This window comes from Caballeronia sp. AZ7_KS35, assembly GCF_023631045.1.
Lineage (GTDB): Bacteria > Pseudomonadota > Gammaproteobacteria > Burkholderiales > Burkholderiaceae > Caballeronia > Caballeronia zhejiangensis.
Map to the genome: position 1 here is coordinate 1 of NZ_JALQDV010000012.1, position 17,099 is coordinate 17,099.

Annotated in this window: 15 protein-coding genes and 1 pseudogene; 5 read left to right on the top strand and 11 right to left on the bottom strand. The window is 60.7% G+C overall.

What is annotated here, in order from left to right; genetic code table 11:
- Positions 1–281: 281 nt before the first annotated feature.
- The 6 genes from NCT05_RS12850 to NCT05_RS12875 form a co-directional block, all read right to left on the bottom strand.
- On the bottom strand, positions 282–1,514 hold the full coding sequence (locus NCT05_RS12850; RefSeq protein WP_250502412.1) for an ABC transporter substrate-binding protein: 1,233 nt from the start codon (positions 1,512–1,514) through the stop codon (positions 282–284).
- Positions 1,515–1,687: 173 nt separating this feature from the next.
- A complete protein-coding gene (locus NCT05_RS12855; protein ID WP_250502413.1) occupies positions 1,688–3,376 on the bottom strand; it encodes an FAD-dependent oxidoreductase in 1,689 nt (562 codons plus the stop codon).
- Between the two features lie 112 nt (positions 3,377–3,488).
- Positions 3,489–4,808, bottom strand: coding sequence for an MFS transporter (locus NCT05_RS12860; protein ID WP_250502414.1), 1,320 nt, complete (start codon positions 4,806–4,808; stop codon positions 3,489–3,491).
- Positions 4,809–4,872: 64 nt separating this feature from the next.
- Positions 4,873–6,087: a tricarballylate utilization 4Fe-4S protein TcuB gene (gene tcuB, locus NCT05_RS12865; RefSeq protein ID WP_350030083.1), complete on the bottom strand. Its 1,215-nt coding sequence runs from the start codon at positions 6,085–6,087 to the stop codon at positions 4,873–4,875.
- Positions 6,074–7,483 (bottom strand): FAD-dependent tricarballylate dehydrogenase TcuA, encoded by a 1,410-nt coding sequence (tcuA, locus tag NCT05_RS12870; protein WP_250502415.1) that lies wholly within the window; start codon positions 7,481–7,483, stop codon positions 6,074–6,076. The genes tcuB and tcuA overlap by 14 nt, the downstream gene beginning before the upstream one ends.
- A gap of 63 nt (positions 7,484–7,546) precedes the next feature.
- Positions 7,547–8,500 (bottom strand): LysR family transcriptional regulator, encoded by a 954-nt coding sequence (locus tag NCT05_RS12875; protein ID WP_250502416.1) that lies wholly within the window; start codon positions 8,498–8,500, stop codon positions 7,547–7,549.
- Positions 8,501–8,691: 191 nt separating this feature from the next.
- Between NCT05_RS12875 and NCT05_RS12880 the strand changes: the two genes are divergently transcribed.
- Complete coding sequence (locus NCT05_RS12880) at positions 8,692–9,009, top strand: hypothetical protein (RefSeq protein WP_250502417.1); 318 nt, start codon at positions 8,692–8,694, stop codon at positions 9,007–9,009.
- A gap of 38 nt (positions 9,010–9,047) precedes the next feature.
- Here the strand turns inward: NCT05_RS12880 and NCT05_RS12885 are convergent, their stop codons facing one another.
- The 3 genes and pseudogenes from NCT05_RS12885 to NCT05_RS12895 form a co-directional block, all read right to left on the bottom strand.
- On the bottom strand, positions 9,048–9,473 hold the full coding sequence (locus NCT05_RS12885; protein WP_250502418.1) for an enoyl-CoA hydratase-related protein: 426 nt from the start codon (positions 9,471–9,473) through the stop codon (positions 9,048–9,050).
- Positions 9,474–9,549: 76 nt separating this feature from the next.
- Positions 9,550–10,605, bottom strand: a pseudogene (locus NCT05_RS12890) (aldo/keto reductase).
- Between the two features lie 59 nt (positions 10,606–10,664).
- A complete protein-coding gene (locus tag NCT05_RS12895) occupies positions 10,665–12,200 on the bottom strand; it encodes an MFS transporter (RefSeq protein ID WP_250502419.1) in 1,536 nt (511 codons plus the stop codon).
- Between the two features lie 150 nt (positions 12,201–12,350).
- Here NCT05_RS12895 and NCT05_RS12900 point away from each other — a divergent pair, with 150 nt between their 5' ends.
- Positions 12,351–12,803, top strand: coding sequence for a MarR family winged helix-turn-helix transcriptional regulator (locus NCT05_RS12900; RefSeq protein ID WP_250502420.1), 453 nt, complete (start codon positions 12,351–12,353; stop codon positions 12,801–12,803).
- 35 nt (positions 12,804–12,838) lie between these two features.
- Here the strand turns inward: NCT05_RS12900 and NCT05_RS12905 are convergent, their stop codons facing one another.
- On the bottom strand, positions 12,839–13,318 hold the full coding sequence (locus tag NCT05_RS12905) for a MarR family winged helix-turn-helix transcriptional regulator (protein WP_250502421.1): 480 nt from the start codon (positions 13,316–13,318) through the stop codon (positions 12,839–12,841).
- Between the two features lie 145 nt (positions 13,319–13,463).
- Here NCT05_RS12905 and NCT05_RS12910 point away from each other — a divergent pair, with 145 nt between their 5' ends.
- Positions 13,464–13,844: a tautomerase family protein gene (locus tag NCT05_RS12910; RefSeq protein WP_250502422.1), complete on the top strand. Its 381-nt coding sequence runs from the start codon at positions 13,464–13,466 to the stop codon at positions 13,842–13,844.
- Here NCT05_RS12910 and NCT05_RS12915 read toward each other — a convergent pair.
- The gene (locus NCT05_RS12915) at positions 13,841–14,449 is read right to left on the bottom strand and encodes a TetR/AcrR family transcriptional regulator (protein WP_250502423.1); all 609 of its coding nucleotides are present in this window, start codon (positions 14,447–14,449) and stop codon (positions 13,841–13,843) included. The genes NCT05_RS12910 and NCT05_RS12915 overlap by 4 nt on opposite strands.
- A 90-nt stretch (positions 14,450–14,539) precedes the next feature.
- Here NCT05_RS12915 and NCT05_RS12920 point away from each other — a divergent pair, with 90 nt between their 5' ends.
- Both NCT05_RS12920 and NCT05_RS12925 read left to right on the top strand, forming a co-directional pair.
- Positions 14,540–15,943, top strand: a complete 1,404-nt coding sequence (locus tag NCT05_RS12920; RefSeq protein WP_250502424.1) for an amidase — start codon at positions 14,540–14,542, stop codon at positions 15,941–15,943.
- A gap of 61 nt (positions 15,944–16,004) precedes the next feature.
- Positions 16,005–17,048: an alpha/beta fold hydrolase gene (locus NCT05_RS12925; protein WP_250502425.1), complete on the top strand. Its 1,044-nt coding sequence runs from the start codon at positions 16,005–16,007 to the stop codon at positions 17,046–17,048.
- The last annotated feature ends 51 nt before the right edge of the window (positions 17,049–17,099 follow it).

Consider the following 17,099-nt stretch of genomic DNA (forward strand, 5'->3'; position numbering starts at 1 on the left):
CGAGGTCGTCGTCACGCTCCTACAGCCTTATCTGCAGCCCGATAATTATTAAAGGTAATTACGGGATGTTGTACTAGGAAGGCGACATTTGCACTCGTGAAGCGCAACAGGGCAGACTTTCACGATGTCACGGACACAGATCATCACCCATGAGGGTGCTTTAGCGCTTCCGCGATGAACTTGTTCTGCTGCCTTGATGGCTTGACGTTGATAAAAAGCCGGAGCGCGGCGATCGCGGTCCGGCTTGTGCTTGCTGCTACGAGAATCAGAGTTTCAAGAGATTAAAGCGCCGGCATGTTGCAGCCGATCTGCTGCTTGTCGCCGAAGGCTTTCTCAGTATCGGCGGGCGTCGTAGACGTTTCCTTGACCACGTCGAAATAGTCATATTTGTCGGTGATGGTCGGCTTCACCTTCACGACGACCGACGGCCTCACCAACTGATGATCCCACGAGCGATAGTAATATGGCAGCGGCCCGTCCGTGTTCTTCCAGTTCTCCAAAGCGGCCACGATCGCCTTCGAATCCGTCGACTTCGCCGCATTGATCGATTCCAGCAGCGAGCGCATTGCAATCCAGCCGGACCAGGCTTTGTCCGATGGCGGGCGTCCGTATTTCTTCTCGAAGTCGGCCGTGAACTTCTGCTCGGCTGGCGGATTGTGCGGGTTCTTGTAGTACCACGGCTTCACATAAATGCCTGCCGACGCCTGCGGACCGACATCCCAGAAGTCCGTATCCGTGACCGCCACCGCGACATACGGAATCTTGTCCTTCATACCCATCTCGTTCCACTGCTTGAGGAAGTTCGAGAAGTCGCCGCCTACGAGACCGCCGAGCACGGCATCGGGCTTGGCCGTGCGGATCTTGAGGATGTACGAGCTATAGTCGGCGGTGTTGACCGGCACTTCATCCACACCGACTTCCGTCATGCCGTTCTCTTTCAGGCGGCTGCGCGCGGAACGCAGAATGTCCTGCCCGAATGCATACGACGGCGTCAGAAAGTAGACCTTCTTGCCGATCTGCGACAGGTAAGGCATGACGCCCGCGATCTGCACCGGCACGGTGGCCTGCGTGCGGAACGTGTAGCGGCTGCAATCCTTGCCGGTGATTTCGCTCGCGGCCGCGCCCGGCAGAATGAGGGGAATCTTGGCGCGATTGGCGACGCTCATCATTGCGAGCGCGGAGGAACTGTAGTTGCCGCCGACGACGGCGACGACCTTGTTCTCATCGACTAGCTTCTGCATGTTCTGCTGCGATACCTGCGGATTCGGTTCATCGAGCCAGGTCACCTCGATCGGACGGCCGAGCGCCTTGTTCCCCGCCTCTTCGAGCGCGATCTCCGCCCCGCGCTGCAAAAACTGACCGATCGATGCCCCAGGCCCCTGCTTGGCCAGAATGAGTCCGATGCGCACCGGATCATTGCCTTGCGCCACCGCCGCCGCGCTGAAACTCAAGCCCGCCGCAAACGCCATCAGCGTGCGATATCCGGCCTGCCCGCGAGGAATTCGGAAAACCATGAACGTCTCCTTAAGGTGAGAGTCGCGGCGCGTCGCTCTCGCAGCGGTACAGCGCTCTCCTTGTATGTGCATCGAGTCGAGATTGCCTGACAGTCTCGCCATGTGGGCGTCAGGCAATGAGCGCAGTGTAAGACCGTCGATGAGCGCGTAAAACTACTGTTTTCCGAGAGCAGCTATACGTCGAGCTTATGGCCGAGAGCGTGATGCGCCGCGAGCACGCCAAACACGAGCGCCGGCCCGAGCGTGACGCCCGGTCCCGGATACGCGCCGTTCATGACCGAATGCATGTCGTTGCCGCAGGCGTATAGCCCGTCGATGACGGTGCCGTCATCGCACAACACACGGGCATGTTCATCTGTGACAATGCCTGCCGCCATGCCCAGATCGGCGGGATAGACGGCGATGGCGTAGTAAGGGGCCTGCTCGATGGGAGCGACGCATGGGTTGGGGCCGTGATCGCCATCGCCAAGATGCCGCTGATAGATGTCGCCGCCACGATTGAATTCGCGGTCGCGGCCGTCGCGTGCGCCGACGTTGAAGCGTGTCACCGTCGCTCGCAAGGCTTCGCGCGGCGCTCCGATGCTGTCGGCGAGCGCATCAAGCGTCTTGGCGCGTTTTAGATAGCCGCTGGCGACGTCGCGCTGCGTGCACAGTGCGAAAGGCCGGACGCGGCCCAGGCCGTATTTCCACAGGAAGCGTTTGTCGCAGATGAGCCAGGCGGGAATGGCGTCATCGGCCTGACGGAGTTGCGCGCGCACGAATTCGTGATACGACACCGCCTCGTTGACGAAGCGCTTGCCGTGCCGGTTCACCGCGATCAGGCCGGGCTTGGCGCGATCTGTCACGGTATGCGGAAAGTAGCCTATGGAACCGTCCGCGCGCTTCCAGCTCGATACGGGCACCCAAAAGGCGAGCGCATCGTCGACATCTGAAGATGGCCGGCTCAACGCCGCGCCCGCATTTCTTGCGATCCGCACACCGCTCTCCGATGCGCCTGCGTTCGCTGTCGCGGACCGCTCGCCCGCCGCCTTCGGCACGAATTTCGAGCGCAGCGCTGGATCGTGCGAGATGCCGCCTGTGGCAAGCACGACGGCGCGGGCTCTAACCTCACCGCTGCCGGTGCGAATGCCCGTCACGCGCCCTTCATCGACGATCAGGGATTCGACGCGCGTACCCAGCGAGATCTCGACACCCGCATCGCGCGCCGACTTGAACAGCCGCGCCGCCAGCGCATTGCCGAGCACGAGCGTCGTACCGCGATGCGCAAAAACGCGCTGCATGGCGTACCGGCACACGAGCTTAAGCGCAGCCCACGCAGCGGCGGGCGACCTGTTCATGCGGCGCAGCTTGGGAATGTCTTCACGGCTGATCATCATGCCGCCGAACAGCATGAACTCCGGCAGCGGATCGCGCAGCAGCGCGAAGTCGCGGCCGAGTTCACGGGCATCGAACGTGACGGGTTCGAGCACGCGTCCGCCTGCCGTCGCGCCGGGAAGATCGGGATAGTAGTCGGGGTAGCGCTTGACAGGCTGAAGCTTCAGCGAGGTATGCGCTTCGAGATAACGGATTGCAGTATCGCCAAGATCGAGGAAAGCGCGCATGCGGGCGTCGTGCGCAGCGTCGGGAACGGTCTGTTCGACATAGCGTCGCGATGCCTCCGCGCTGTCATCTATGCCCGCCGGCCTCATTTTGTGATTAGCAGGTATCCAGACCATGCCGCCGGATATTGCCGTTGTCCCGCCGACGCGTGAAGTGCTTTCCACGAGCAGCACGCGCGTACCGAGCGTTGCACCCGCCGACGCCGCCGCAAGTCCCGCCGCGCCCGCGCCGATGACGATAAGGTCGTAGTTGTGATCGATCATGGCGCAGAATTGATGGAGGTGCGCTCGGATAGTCGAAATACCGATTGGCGAATGCGGTTATCAGATTTACGTATGGTCTCGGCTTTCGTCACGCACATCCAGATATACTTTATCAGGCCGATGACGCCGCTGAAGCATTACGCCCCGCGCTGCGGCGATACAGGCCGAGCGTCGCACAGAGACCGCAAATCGCAGCGAAACTCAGCCAGTACGCAGGCGCGGCCTTGTCATGCGTTACCTGGATCAGATATGTGGACACCGCCGGCGTGAAGCCGCCGAACACCGCCGTCGCCAGACTGAACGCCAGCGAAAAACCCGCGACGCGCACTTCCACCGGCATCACTTCCGTCAGCGCGGCGACCATTGCGCCGTTATACATGCCGAAGAAAAATGAGAACCACAGCAGCACGATCAACATGCGCGCGAAGCTCGGTGCATCGGCGAGCCAGGACAGCGCCGGATACGCGGTGAAGATTGCCAGCACCGAAATGGCAAGCAACAGCGGCTTGCGGCCAATGCGGTCGGACACCGCGCCGCCAATCGGCAACCAGATGAAGTTCGATACGGCCACGAGCAGCGTCACCATCAGGCTATCCGACGTGGACAGCTTTAGCACCGACTTGCCGAAGGTCGGCGTATAGACGGTGATGAGATAGAACGTCGTGGTGGTCATCGCTGTCAGCAACATGCCGCCGATGACGGTGCGCCAGTTGGCGAGCAGCATCGAAAAGATTTCACGCGCCTGCGGATGATGCCGCCGCGCTTCGAACGCGGCCGTTTCTTGCAGCGAACGGCGCAGGATGAACAGGAACGGCACAATCGCGCAGCCAATGAAGAACGGCACGCGCCAGCCCCACGCGCCGATCTGCTGCGCGGAAAGCCACTGGTTCAGGCCATAGCCAATGGCCGCCGCCATGACGATGGCGACCTGCTGGCTCGCCGACTGCCAGCTCGTATAGAAGCCCTTGTTGCCGGGCGTCGCCATCTCCGCAAGATAGACCGACACGCCGCCCAGTTCCGCGCCGGCCGAGAAACCCTGCAGCAGCCGCCCGAGCAACACGAGCGCCGGCGCAAGCAGGCCGATGCTCGCATACCCCGGCACGCACGCAATTAAAATGGTGCCGCTCGCCATGATTGAGAGCGTGACGATCAGCCCCGTACGCCGCCCCACTTTGTCGATATACGCGCCGAGGAAGATCGCGCCCAGTGGACGCATGAGAAAACCCGCGCCGAACACAGCGAAAGTGAGCATCAACGAGGCAAACTCGCTGGTCGAAGGAAAGAAGATCTTCGAGATCGAGGCTGCGTAAAAGCCGAACAGGAAGAAATCGAACTGTTCGAGGAAATTGCCGCTGGTCACGCGCAGCACGGCGGCGGCGCGCGTCGAGCGCGAGCCGCCGGGCGTCGAGGCGATCGGTTCTGTGGGATTCATTGCGTCTCCTGCTTCTTATCTGTGTATCTGGGGCAAAGGGCGCGCATGCAGCGCCCTGTCAAGGCTAGTCCGAACCGAGGCTTAGAGCGTTGCGCTGCCGTTTCTCTATCGACGATTTGAGCAGCGCCGCCGAACGGAAAATCCCATGTGCAAACTTGCCGTATGGGAGTGTTGCGAACAACGCCATCACAATGCCCAGATGCACCGCGAGCAGCGCCGGCATGGCGGTCGTCGTGCGGAACGCGAGCAGCGCAAGACCGGACGCGCTCGTCAGCAAGAGGAGCGCAATGAAACCGCGATCCATCGGACGCTGACGGGCATCGCCCCGTTCGGGCACGCGCTTCAGATTCAGCCACAATAGTCCCACCGGCCCCACGATCAGTCCGATGCCACCCGCCGTGCCCAGCAGCACCGGCAAGCTGAAGAACGAATACGGCGCTTCCAGCCCGAACGCGTAGTGATAGAGCGTTGCGACGGCGGTGGCGACGAAGCACAGCATGAAGCCATAAAACGTCAGGTGATGAAACCGGCGTCGCGCAAGCGTGAACGCGTCGTTATCTTCGTTGCAGCCGTCGCCGTGGCCGCCATCGAGATACTTGAGCGTCAGCGCATTCTTCGCCGCTTCAGCGACCGCCGGCACGCTCGCGCTCGCCGTTCCTGCCGACACGTCGCGCCAGAAACGCGTGACGCCCACCCCTAGCGCAAGAGTGGCGAACAGGAACACGATGCCGAACATCGCGGCCAGCAGGTTGTGGGGGAAGATGGAGTAGAAGTTCGCCGGCGCGACATCGCCCGACAAGCCGCCGTGAAAGGCGGTGCCCAGCAGCAGAAACAGCGCGAGCCCGGCCGCCAGCGCCACCGACAACGTCAGTCCGTTGCGCTTATACAGCGCGCCGAACGACGCGGGAAACGCGTATTCCGTGTACGTTTCCAGGCGCACTTCCGCCATCGCTTTCGGCACGTTCACGCCGAACTCGTGCGGCGGCGCGTACTGGCACGCGTGATAACACGCGCCGCAGTTGTGGCAGAGATTCGCCAGATAGTTGACGTCTGCCTTGCCGAATTCGAGGCGGCGCGTCATGGCCGGAAAGACGGCGCAGAAGCCTTCGCAATAGCGGCACGCGTTGCAGATCTGCATCTGCCGCGCGACTTCGGTTTCGCTCTCGCTCATCGCCACGATCGGAATCACGCGGGCCGTCTTGCCGTGGGTAATGTGGTCCTCTACGCCCGGCGACGCAGTACGCGTACGTTCGGGCGGAAGCACGTCAGATTGCTGCACTGGCTGCCTCCGTTGTGTTGAGTGCGGCGCGCGCCGCCTGGGTCCCGGCAATGCGCCCGAAGGCCGTGCCGATCGACATGCCGACGCCCGCCGTATAGCCCTTGCCGAGCACGTTGCCTGCCATCATCTCGCCGGCCACGAACAGGTTGTCGCTGGCTTCGCCGCCGAAGTGAACCTGCGCGCGGTCATTGGTCTTGAGGCCGAGATACGTAAAGGTGATACCGGGCCGCAACGCGTAGCCATAAAACGGCGGCGTATCGATACGGCGCGCCCAGTGCGTCTTCGGCGGCGCCAGGTCTTCGGTATGGCAGTCGTCCAGCGCGGTATGGTCGAAGGTGCCGACGCGGCAGGCATCGTTATAACGCGTGAGGGTTTCCATGAAGCGCGCTTCCGGCAGCCCGAGTTTGCGAGCCAGTTCCGGCAGCGTGTCGGCCTTCTCGCCCGGAAAAACCGGCGGCATGAAGCGGCCAATGGCTTTAGAGTCGATGATCGAATAACCGATTTGCCCCGCCTGATGCGCGACTAGCCGCCCCCAGATGGCATAGCGCTTCGGCCAGAAATCCTCGCCTTCATCGTAGAAACGCTCGGCGTCGCGATTCACGACGACGCCCAGCGACACACAGTCGATGCGCGTGCATATTCCGCCGTCATACAACGGCGCGCGCGCATCGATGGCGACGCAGTGTGACTGCGACGGATCGCCGATCATGTCCGCGCCGGCATCACTCATATGCTTGATGAGCACGCCCTCGTTGAAGCGCGTGCCGCGAATCAGGAAGTTGTCGGCGGGCCATTCGCCGCGCTCGTTCTGCCCCCACGCTTCGCGTAGCCATTCGCGATTCGACTCGAACCCGCCCGCCGCCAGCACGCAGGCGCGCGCCTCGAAGCGCTGCTTGCCGCTGCGCGCCGCGATGAAGCGGCCACCGTCGAGTTCGAGCGAATCCACCGGCGTCTTGTAGCGGATCTCCACGCCGAGCGCTTCCGCGCTGCGGTAATAAGCGTTGACCAGCGCCTTGCCGCCGCCCATGAAGAACGCATTGGTGCGCGCCACGTGCAGCGCGCCGGACAACGGCGGCTGGAAACGCACGCCGTGCTTCTGCATCCACGGACGGCACGACGACGACGCGCGAATGGTCAGCCGCGCAAGATGTTCGTTCGTGATGCCGCCCGTCACCTTGAGCAAATCCTGCCAGAACTCTTCTTCCGGGTAGGCATCGACGAGCACGTCTTGCGGTGCTTCGTGCATGCAGCGCAGATTGCGCGTGTGTTGCGAGTTGCCGCCGCGCCATTCGCGGGGCGCCGATTCGAGCAGTAGGACCGACGCGCCGGCTTCACGCGCCATCAATGCAGCGCATAACGCGGCATTGCCTCCTCCGATTACGAGCACATCGACCATCAGACTTGTCTCCTTTCGGACGCATCGTAAGCGTCTCGTGCCCGCTCCGCTACGAGCGTACAGTCAAGGGGTCTTCAGTTTTTGTGAAGATTCGGGCTCGCGCAGTTGCGCGCCGGGCCAGCCGCCTTCCTGGACAAGTTGGCGGATGACATCGGCGAGCACCACGCGGGCGGCGAGGCCCGCGGGCGACAGTTCTTCATCGGAAATGCTGGCGATCATGTTGGGCCGTGTGGCGTATTTCTCGGCCACGGGCACGCTCGTCAGGACCACGTTCTCCGGCCGGGCGAGCGCGGCGCCCGGCTGAATGGTCGCGCCCAGGCCGCTGCGCACGAAGTCCATCAGCAGCGCCAGGCCATCGACTTCGGCGACGATATTCGGTTCGTACTCCGCGCGCCTGAACGCCGATGCCAGCAGCGCGCGCAACCCATGCGTGCCGCTAGGCAGAATGAGCGGCAGCCTGCCAAGTTTCTTCAGACGCACGGATGCGCTCGCCGGCATGCCATCGAGCTCGCGCGCGCCGATCAAGAACAGGCGTTCGTCGAGCAGCGGCATGACGCTGAAGCGTTGCGCGGGCTCCTCGCGGAACAGCACCGCAAGATCGATCTGGCGCGCGCTCAGCATCGAGGCGAGATAGCCGGACAGGCTTTCGACCATGTGCAGCCGCACTTCAGGATAGCGCGTGCGCATGGCCTGCATGAACGCGACCCCCAGCACGCTCGCCGTGCTTGGCGCCATGCCGACGCTCACATGACCGGACAGACGAGCAGAGCGCGCGGCGAGCGCGGCATCGTCGACATGACGGAGGGCGAGTTGGGCTTGACGCCAGAACGCGAGGCCCGCGTCGGTCGGCACGACGCCACCGGACGTTCGTTGCAGCAGACGCGTGGCCAGCTCGCCTTCTAGGCGGCTGATCTGTTGACTCAGTGCCGAGGTGACCACGCCGAGTTCCAGCGCCGCCTTGCCCATGCTTCCGTGTTTCACGACGCTCAGGAAATAGCGCAGTTGTCTGAGTTCCATTCTGCAGTCGAAGAGGGGGGTAGGCGTGCATTTTGACAGTAAGTCAGCGAGACGGGGAATCCTCGCATCGTTCGGATTGCCGGACCTGTCAAGATCGCGATCAATGCCTGATCTCGACAAATGGAGAGGAACCGGAAGATGAGCCCAACTACATGGCATCGCAATTCAGCGAGAGAGCGAGGCTATTTATCATGCAGTACGTGCACGTCACCGACAGCCGCGCCGAAGCGCTGGAAGCCGGCGAACGCGCGCGCTACGTGGGCCGCATGGCGAACGATCTGCGCTTCAACGACCTGCCGATGGACGGCAGCTTCATCAAGGACGAGCACTTCAAGGGCGAGCAGAGCATCGAGGAATACACCGCCGATACGGTATGCGGCAGCGTCGAGCAAGTGGCCGAGCGCCTCATCCAGGATATTCGCCAGCTCGATCCGACCCATTACGCATGCAACTTCGCTTACGGCTGCATGCCGCTCGACCGCGCGCATCGTTCCATGAAGTTTTCGTGAACAAGGTGCTGCCGCTGGTGGAGAAGGAACGATCGCGACTAGCGGCTTGGAGAGCCGAACGGGCGATGCCTTTTCCAGCGGATCGTACGTCGCATGTTCCGATTCAGAAGGAAAGGCCGTCCGGATGCAATCACCGGTGCGAACGCAGCGACATCGATCCCTCGAGAGAAGTTGGCGCCATGACCGAACAGGATGGCGGCGCGCAATGAGCGATTGTTATCAAATCGATATAGTGCTTGAGCCAAAGCGAGGTAAGTCTGCGGGTCGATCCGATCCTGAGAATCGGGCCGATTGATTCCGATGAAAGCGACCGTGTCGCGGCGCTCGATAGTCACTGTGGCTGCCGAACTCAGCGGAATATCTCCCAATGTGGCGTTGTTCATCTTGTTGCTGGTCTGCCGCTGCTGTGCGGAGCCAGAAACAGGCAGTATCCCGAGACCACCCAGAAGAGCCGAAGCTTTCATCAGGTTCCGGCGTTGGAGGTCAGGCGAATTGGACATCGTATCGAGTTGTGAATTGGGTATTCTCGGGACCACGCGCTTACAGCGCCTTCGTGATGGGCAGATCGACGCGCGACATATCGCCTCCGAGCAACTTCGGAAGCGTTTCCTGATTGACCCCGAACGGAACCCCTGGACTTATCGCACTCACCTTGTCCAGACGATCATAGAGTTCGTCTGGAAAGACCATATCCAGCGCCAACAGATTGTTATCGAGCTGCTTGACTGTGCGCGGCCCGATAATCGGGATCACCGCGGTAGACGCACGCCGTGCCCGCTCCCGCGTCCATGCAAGCGCGACCTCCGCAGGCGTTCTGCGAAGCTCCTTGGCGACTTGCAGCACTGCATCGACGATCTCGGTATCATGCGCGCTATCTTCCGTGCGAATTACGCGGCCCATGCCCTCCAGACGGCCTTTCTCGCCAACACGATACTTTCCCGTCAGCAACCCTCCTCCGAGCGGGGACCAGAGCAACGCGGCGAGACCAAGACTTTCCGCCATCGGAAGCAGTTCGCGCTCGGCGCTCCGTTCAACGAGGCTGTACTCGAACTGCACGCCTACCAAGGACGCCCAAGCGCGCATGTCCGCAAGCAGCGCGGCGCGCGACACCCGCCAGGCCGGAAAATTCGATACACCGGTGTAAAGAATCTTGCCATCGCGTACGAGATCATCGAGACCACGCAGAATCTCTTCGAATGGCGTGATATTGTCCGAGTGATGAACCCAATACAAGTCGATATAGTCGGTTTTCATTCGCCGCAGACTTTGCTCGACGGAATAGATCATGCTCTTGCGGCTGTTGCCCGTTTTGGTCAACGACGCTTCTCTCGCCGCGCCACCGCTGAATTTACTCGCGATGATCACGTCATCTCGTATGGGCTGAGCAAACTCGCCCAACAAGGACTCCGATTGCCCGAACTAATAGCTGTCGGACGTATCGAAGAAGTTCCCTCCGGCCTCAACGAATCGATCGAACACGCGACGGGCATCCGCAGGCTCCGCACCATATCCCCATTGGGTGCCGAAGAGCGCAACGCCTAAGGCAAGCTCGGAGACTTTGAGGCCACAGTTTCGACCGAGGAATTGATAACGCATGGACGTGCTCCTGGATGATTTGATACGGTCAATCGTTGCCGATTCTGATGGCTTCGGAGTCAATCAAGCAGTACTTCCACCGTGCCTTGGCTGCCGAGGAGGTGAGGCGCCGTCTCCACCGCATCGGTTAGCCACCAAGTGAATGCGAGCGCAAGCATCGCTATGGCCGCTGCCACGCTCATGACCATCTGATATCCGCGAGCCATTATCGCGATAAGCGTCGCAGCGTCAGCATGTTCATGTGCGAACACATGCACTGCACCGGACACATTCCCGTTGGTGATGAGAAGCGTGACTTGCGCCTGCTCATGAGCCGACGCCGAAGGGAAACTCGACAGCACGTCGCTCCCGACGCTCGCGAACAGCACGGCTCCCAACGCCGCGTAACCCACGACCAGCCCACTGAAGCGCACCGTCCCGGCAATGCCCGAGGCCATCCCCGCGCGTTCTACGGGAATCACCGTCATGCTCACCTTCGGAACCTGGCCATTCAGAATGCCCGCGCCGAGCGAGGCGATGAACATCGAAGCCAGAATCGGGAAATAGCTCAATTGCCCAATGACGACACATGTGAGCGACAGCCCTACGACGACGAGACTAAGCCCCAGTGACAGCAGCGCGCGTCCGGAGAGCCGATGATCCAGATAGATCGACACGATGCGAGGCACAACGAAGAGCGGCGCCGCCAGTGGGAGCATCATCAGGCCTGCAACAAGCGGCGATTGTCGGAGCGCGCTTTGAAAGAAGAACGGCAAGTAAGTCAGCATGGTCAGGAACGTGACCGGATAGGCGACGCCGGCGATGTTCGCGCCCAGAAAGGTGCGTTTCCTGAAGTAGGAGAGGTCGACCATGGGCCGCGACTCTCGCCGTTCCGCTACAACAAACCCGACCAACAGCAGTCCCGCAATCGCGGCGCGCCACAATACCGCCCGGCTGTTCCACCCTTCGCGATTGCCCGAGATCAACGCCCATGTAAGCAGCCCGAGAAACCCGCTGAACGTCAGCACGCCCAACAGATCGAGTCTACTGGCAGCAGGATCTTTCGACTCGCTCACGGCGTACAGCGTAAGCGCGATGATCGCCACACCAATCGGCAAGTTGACATAGAACGCCCACTGCCAACCGAGGACTTGCGTGATGAGCCCGCCGATGACCGGGCCGAGCATCACGCCCATGCCGATCACCGATCCCCAAAACGCGAACGCCTTGGCCCTTTCCTTACCGTGAAAGCCATGCGAGAGCACGGCCAATGCGGCGCTCAGCAACAGCGCCGCTCCGACGCCCTGAACCGCGCGCGACAGGTTCAACATGAGGACAGACGACGCTGCGCCACAGGCAAATGACGCGACCGTAAAAACGCTTAGCCCAAGCACCAACACGCGCTTTCGCCCGAATCGATCTGCCAGTGCACCGGCCGGCATAAGCAGGCTAGCGAACGCGAGCGTATAAGCCGAAATGACCCATTCGATCGACGAAAAGTCAGCGTGCAACGACTTCGCGATTGAACTGAGCGATACGGCGACGATGTTCGCGTCGAGATTGATCATGAACGACGGCACCGAGACACACAGCAAGAGGAGAAATTTTTTGTTCATCGAGTTCTTCGCATAGGTAAACGCACCGATTGAGCCAAAGATATAGTGGTATATGCCACTATTTAACTTGTTTGATGAATTCGCCCTGCTCGGATCGACCAATTATGGCATATGCCATAATATTCCGAATGCAGTCGGAGCGAGTGAAGCATGACTAGAAAACAGCTATCAACCAGCGTTTGTAGCTATGGTGCGTTGCGACGCGCCATGCGTGGCGTTGGTCTGCTTTACGACCAGGCGCTCGCGCCGGCAGGCATCAATGCAGCACAATACAATCTCTTGCGTTTGATCGAAAAGCTCAAGGCCGCAACGCAGAGCGAACTCGCGGCCGAACTCGTGATGAATCTTTCCGCTTTGGGACACACGCTCAAGCCCCTCGTTCGTGACGGTTGGGTCGTGCTGGACAAAGACCCTGCCGACGGCCGGAGGCGACTCGTCACACTCACCAGTGACGGCTGCATCAAACTGCGCGAGGCGCAACAACTATGGCGCCCGACGCAAAAGCGCTTTGAAGACGTCTTAGGCGGAGGAGAAACGCGGCGGCTTCTGACGCTGTTGGACCATCTCGCATCGACTGATTTCGGCGACGAATTCCTAAAGTAGACACCGTGTTTCTTGCGCCGCTCTAACGCAGTTCATCATGTCTTTGCGCCCGTGGCGAAGCGAGCCTCGAACGCCGCAAGGAAATCCCCATCACTCAGCCGGGCCAACGCTTTGTGCAGCGCTTGTGCCTCGGCTTTGCCCATGGCAGATTCGAACGCTGCCTGCGCTTGAATCCAAGGAGCATCGCTCTCCGCCAGCTTGGCTCGGCCCGAAGACGTGAGGCTTGCCATGCGATGGCGCCGGTCTTCCGGATCCGGGACGATCGATACCAACCCGTCTCGTTCCAACGGCTTGAGCGTATGCGCGAGCGCGCCCGCATCCATGACCAGCGCTTGCGCAAGCGCACCGATTCCGACCGGCCCCGAGCGCCCTACTTGCGCAAGAATGGCCCGTTGAGTGATCTTGAGACCAGTGGGCGCCAAAGCCGCGTCATAGATCTGGGAAATCCGGCGATTCGCCTTGCGTAGCGCGGTGCAACTACAAGGGCCATATTCGCTCGAGGTCTGTCTGGTCATAGTCAAATCAGGGCGTGGCTAGCGGGTTCTGCATCCTACGAAATCGAATCATTCAAATCAACGTGAAGCAACACTAGCATATGCAGATAATTTGCGATAGTGTCTGCATATGCTAGCAATTCATCACCCCCTCGTGGAGAAAAACATGCCCCTTGTGCGAATCGAAGTCCTGAAAGGCAAGAGCGCAAGCTACCGGCAGCAGCTTGGCCAAGCAGTCTACGAAGCGATGCTAGGCGCGAACGTGCCGTTGAACGACCGCTTCGTCGTTGTGAGCGAACATGACATCGTGAATTTTCAGTTCGACTCGACCTATCTCGGCATCGAGCGAGACGAGGATCTCGTCATGATTCAGATCACGTGGAACGAAGGGCGTACGACCGAGCAGAAGAAAGCGCTCTACCTAGCCATTTGCGACGGGCTCGCGAAGTCGCCCGGAGTCAAACCCGAGAACGTTCTGATCAACCTCGTCGAGGTCAAAAAGGAAAACTGGTCGTACGGACACGGCATCGCCCAATACGTCAGTTAGTTCGGCAGCAATCCGCTTGCGCGATAGCTGTCGATCAACATATCGAACATCCCGAGGTCCGATCGGCCGCGCGCCACAAGTTGCGCGCCGACCACCGCGGCGAAGATCGCGCTCGCGCGCCGCTTGGCCTCTTTGGCCCCGACGATTTTCGCCGCAATCAACGCCTTCCTCAGCCATTCGATGTTGACATCGGCGAAGGTCTGAACTTCCTTTTTCACGATGTCCGGCAAAGCGTCGTACTCGGCATTCATGAAGCTGGCCAGACACATGCGATTGCTGTTTTCAAGCGACTTGCGGAACGTCACGTCCGGGTACTTGCGCAGGCTCTCGACAGGATCGCTCGTCTCCTTACTAAGTTCGTTCAAGGTCGACGCCGCATCTTCCCAGTAGCGCCTCGCCACCGCGGCGGCGAGGTCCGCCTTGCTCGGAAAATGATGATAGAGACTGGCGGCCTTGATACCGACGTCGGTAGCCAGGTTGCGGACGTTCAGTCCGCCGTACCCGTGTGCCTGCGCGATTTTCGTCGCGGCCGCCAAGATCTTCTCACTCGAATGGGTAGTCGTTTGATTCATCCTTTCGGCCCATAGAAAGCTGTTGACGAGCATGAGTATAGCGCCTAGCATGCGACTCTAACAAACGTTAGGTAGTGTAGATCACCTTGGTTTGTTTCTCTCAACCACCATTGCAGGCACGTCATGAATTTCGACATCATCCGTCAAGATGCAAGCAAGCTCGCAGAACTGATCCGCACCAAAGAGTTGTCGCCCGTCGAAGTGGTAAAAGCGCATCTGGAGCGTATCGAGAAGATTAATCCGGAGATCAACGCCGTCGTCACCGTCGCGCATGACGCGCTCGAAGCCGCGAAATCGGCCGAGGCTGCGGTGCTGGCTGGCGATACGCTAGGTCCCCTGCACGGCGTACCTTTCACCGCTAAGGATTCCTTCGATACAGCAGGTGTGCTGACGCAGCTGGGTTCGCCGATTTTCAAGGGACGCGTACCGGATACCGACGCGCCGACCGTAGCGCGCATGAAAAGCGCCGGTGCCATCCTGCTTGCCAAGACGAACCTGCCCGAGTTCTCGTTCTGGATCGAAAGCGATAATTTGCTTTCGGGCCGCACGCTCAATCCATGGAATCTCGATCGGACGCCGGGTGGCTCCAGCGGCGGCGAGTCGGCCGCGATCGCGGCAGGTTTGTCTCCGCTCGGACTTGCGACCGACATCGCCATTTCCGTGCGCGGACCCGCGGCATTGACCGGCGTGGTGGGGCTCAAGCCGACCCACGGACGCATTCCGATGACGGGCATCTGGCCGCGCGTCCCGCGCCGCTTCTGGCACGTCGGTCCGATGGCGCGCACGGTTCGCGACGTCGCACTCGCCTACTCGCTACTCGCAGGTCCCGACGGCGCAGATGGATTCTCCACGACTTCACCCTCGCTCGACGCCGGTATCGGAGCGAAGCCGACTCGTCCGATCCGTGTCGGCTGGCTGGTGGAACCGGGCTTCGGTGCGATCGACAAAGACGTCGCGGCGGCTGTCGAAGCGGCGGCCGAGGCTTTACAGGGCGCAGGCATCATCGTGGAACCGGTGCGCATTCCTGTTCTCGAACAGATCAACGCGCTGGAGTTGCTGTGGAAGTTGCAGGCGATGGAAACGAAGCCCGCCTTCAAAAAAGCAACGGCCGGACGCGAGGATTTGATCTACAAGCATGTTCAAGCCATCTTCGATACGCCCGATACGTCCATCGAAGACTTCGTCGATGCGGAGCAGAAGATCGAGGCGATGCGTGACGGTCTCGCCGGTTACTTTCAGCGTTACGACGCCTTGCTGTGTCCCGTCACGCCCGTCCCCGCGCACGCACACGACGCGACCGAATTCACGATCAGGGGTCAGTCGGTGTCGTCCCTTCACGTGATGGATGCAACGGCGTTCCTCAACGTAACGGGACTGCCCGGACTTGCTTTGCGCTTCGGCACTAGCGGCGATGGACTCCCCATCGGGGTGCAACTGGTGTCGCCGTGGCTCGCGGAATCGACGATCCTGCATCTTGGTGCGTTGCTGGAGTCGCTCAGTCCCGTGCGCAATCTGCACCCGTACTGAAGCGTAACGGCCTGGATCGCCAAAACATCGCATCGCCTCTCTCCCTTGCAGGCAATCGACCGTGACCGACACGTTAAACCCTCTGCGACGCCGGATGCTGCGTGGTGGCTCCGCACTCGCGACGATCAGCGTGCTGCCCCATTCCGTGTTTGCGCAAGCAAGCAACGGTTCGCAGATGGGTCTCTCGCACCCGCCGCTCTCGACTGCCTCGTTTGATTCGATTCGTCAGATCGACGCTGGCGCGTTGAACGTCGGATACGTGGATGCGGGTCCCGCAGACGCACCCGTCGTCGTGTTGCTGCATGGATGGCCTCACGACATCCACAGCTTCTACGATGCAACAAGCATCCTCGTGGCGTCGGGCTATCGCGTGATCGTGCCGTATCTGAGGGGCTACGGCGCCACACACTTCGTTCACGACGACGCGATCCGCAATGGCCAGCAATCGGTGTTCGCCGCTGACGTCATCGCGTTGATGGATGCGCTCAGAATAGACAGCGCCGTACTCGCCGGATTTGACTGGGGCGGGCGAGCGGCGAACATCGTTGCTGCTTTGTGGCCCGAGCGTTGCCGCGCGCTGGTGTCTGTCAGCGGATACCTGATCGGCAGTCAGGCGGCGAACCGCGCGCCTTCGATGCCGCAGGCCGAGTTGCAAGCATGGTTCCAGTATTACTTTGCAACGGAGCGCGGCGTCAAAGGCTACAGCGCGAATCGGCACGACTTCAACAGGTTGATCTGGCAGAACGCGTCACCGAAGTTTCGATTCGACGACACGACATATGCGCGGACTGCGAACGCCTTCGATAACGCCGATCACGTTGCTGTCGTCATCCACAATTACCGATGGAGACTAGGTCTTGCGCAGGGTGAACCTCAGTACGACGCATTGGAGAAACGTCTTGCGCAGGCGCCAAAGATCACCGTGCCGACCATCACGCTCGAAGGCGATGCGAACGGCGCTCCGCATCAACCCGCCCAAGTCTATGCGCGGCAATTCACGGGCGAATATCAGCATCGTGAAGTCGCGGGAGGCATCGGTCACAACTTGCCTCAGGAGGCACCAAAGGAATTCGCCGCCGCCGTTCTGGATGTCGTCAAGCTTTGATGTCGCCATTTTTTTTAGGCCTTTTCAATGGAGTTCAGCTTGTCGAAAACA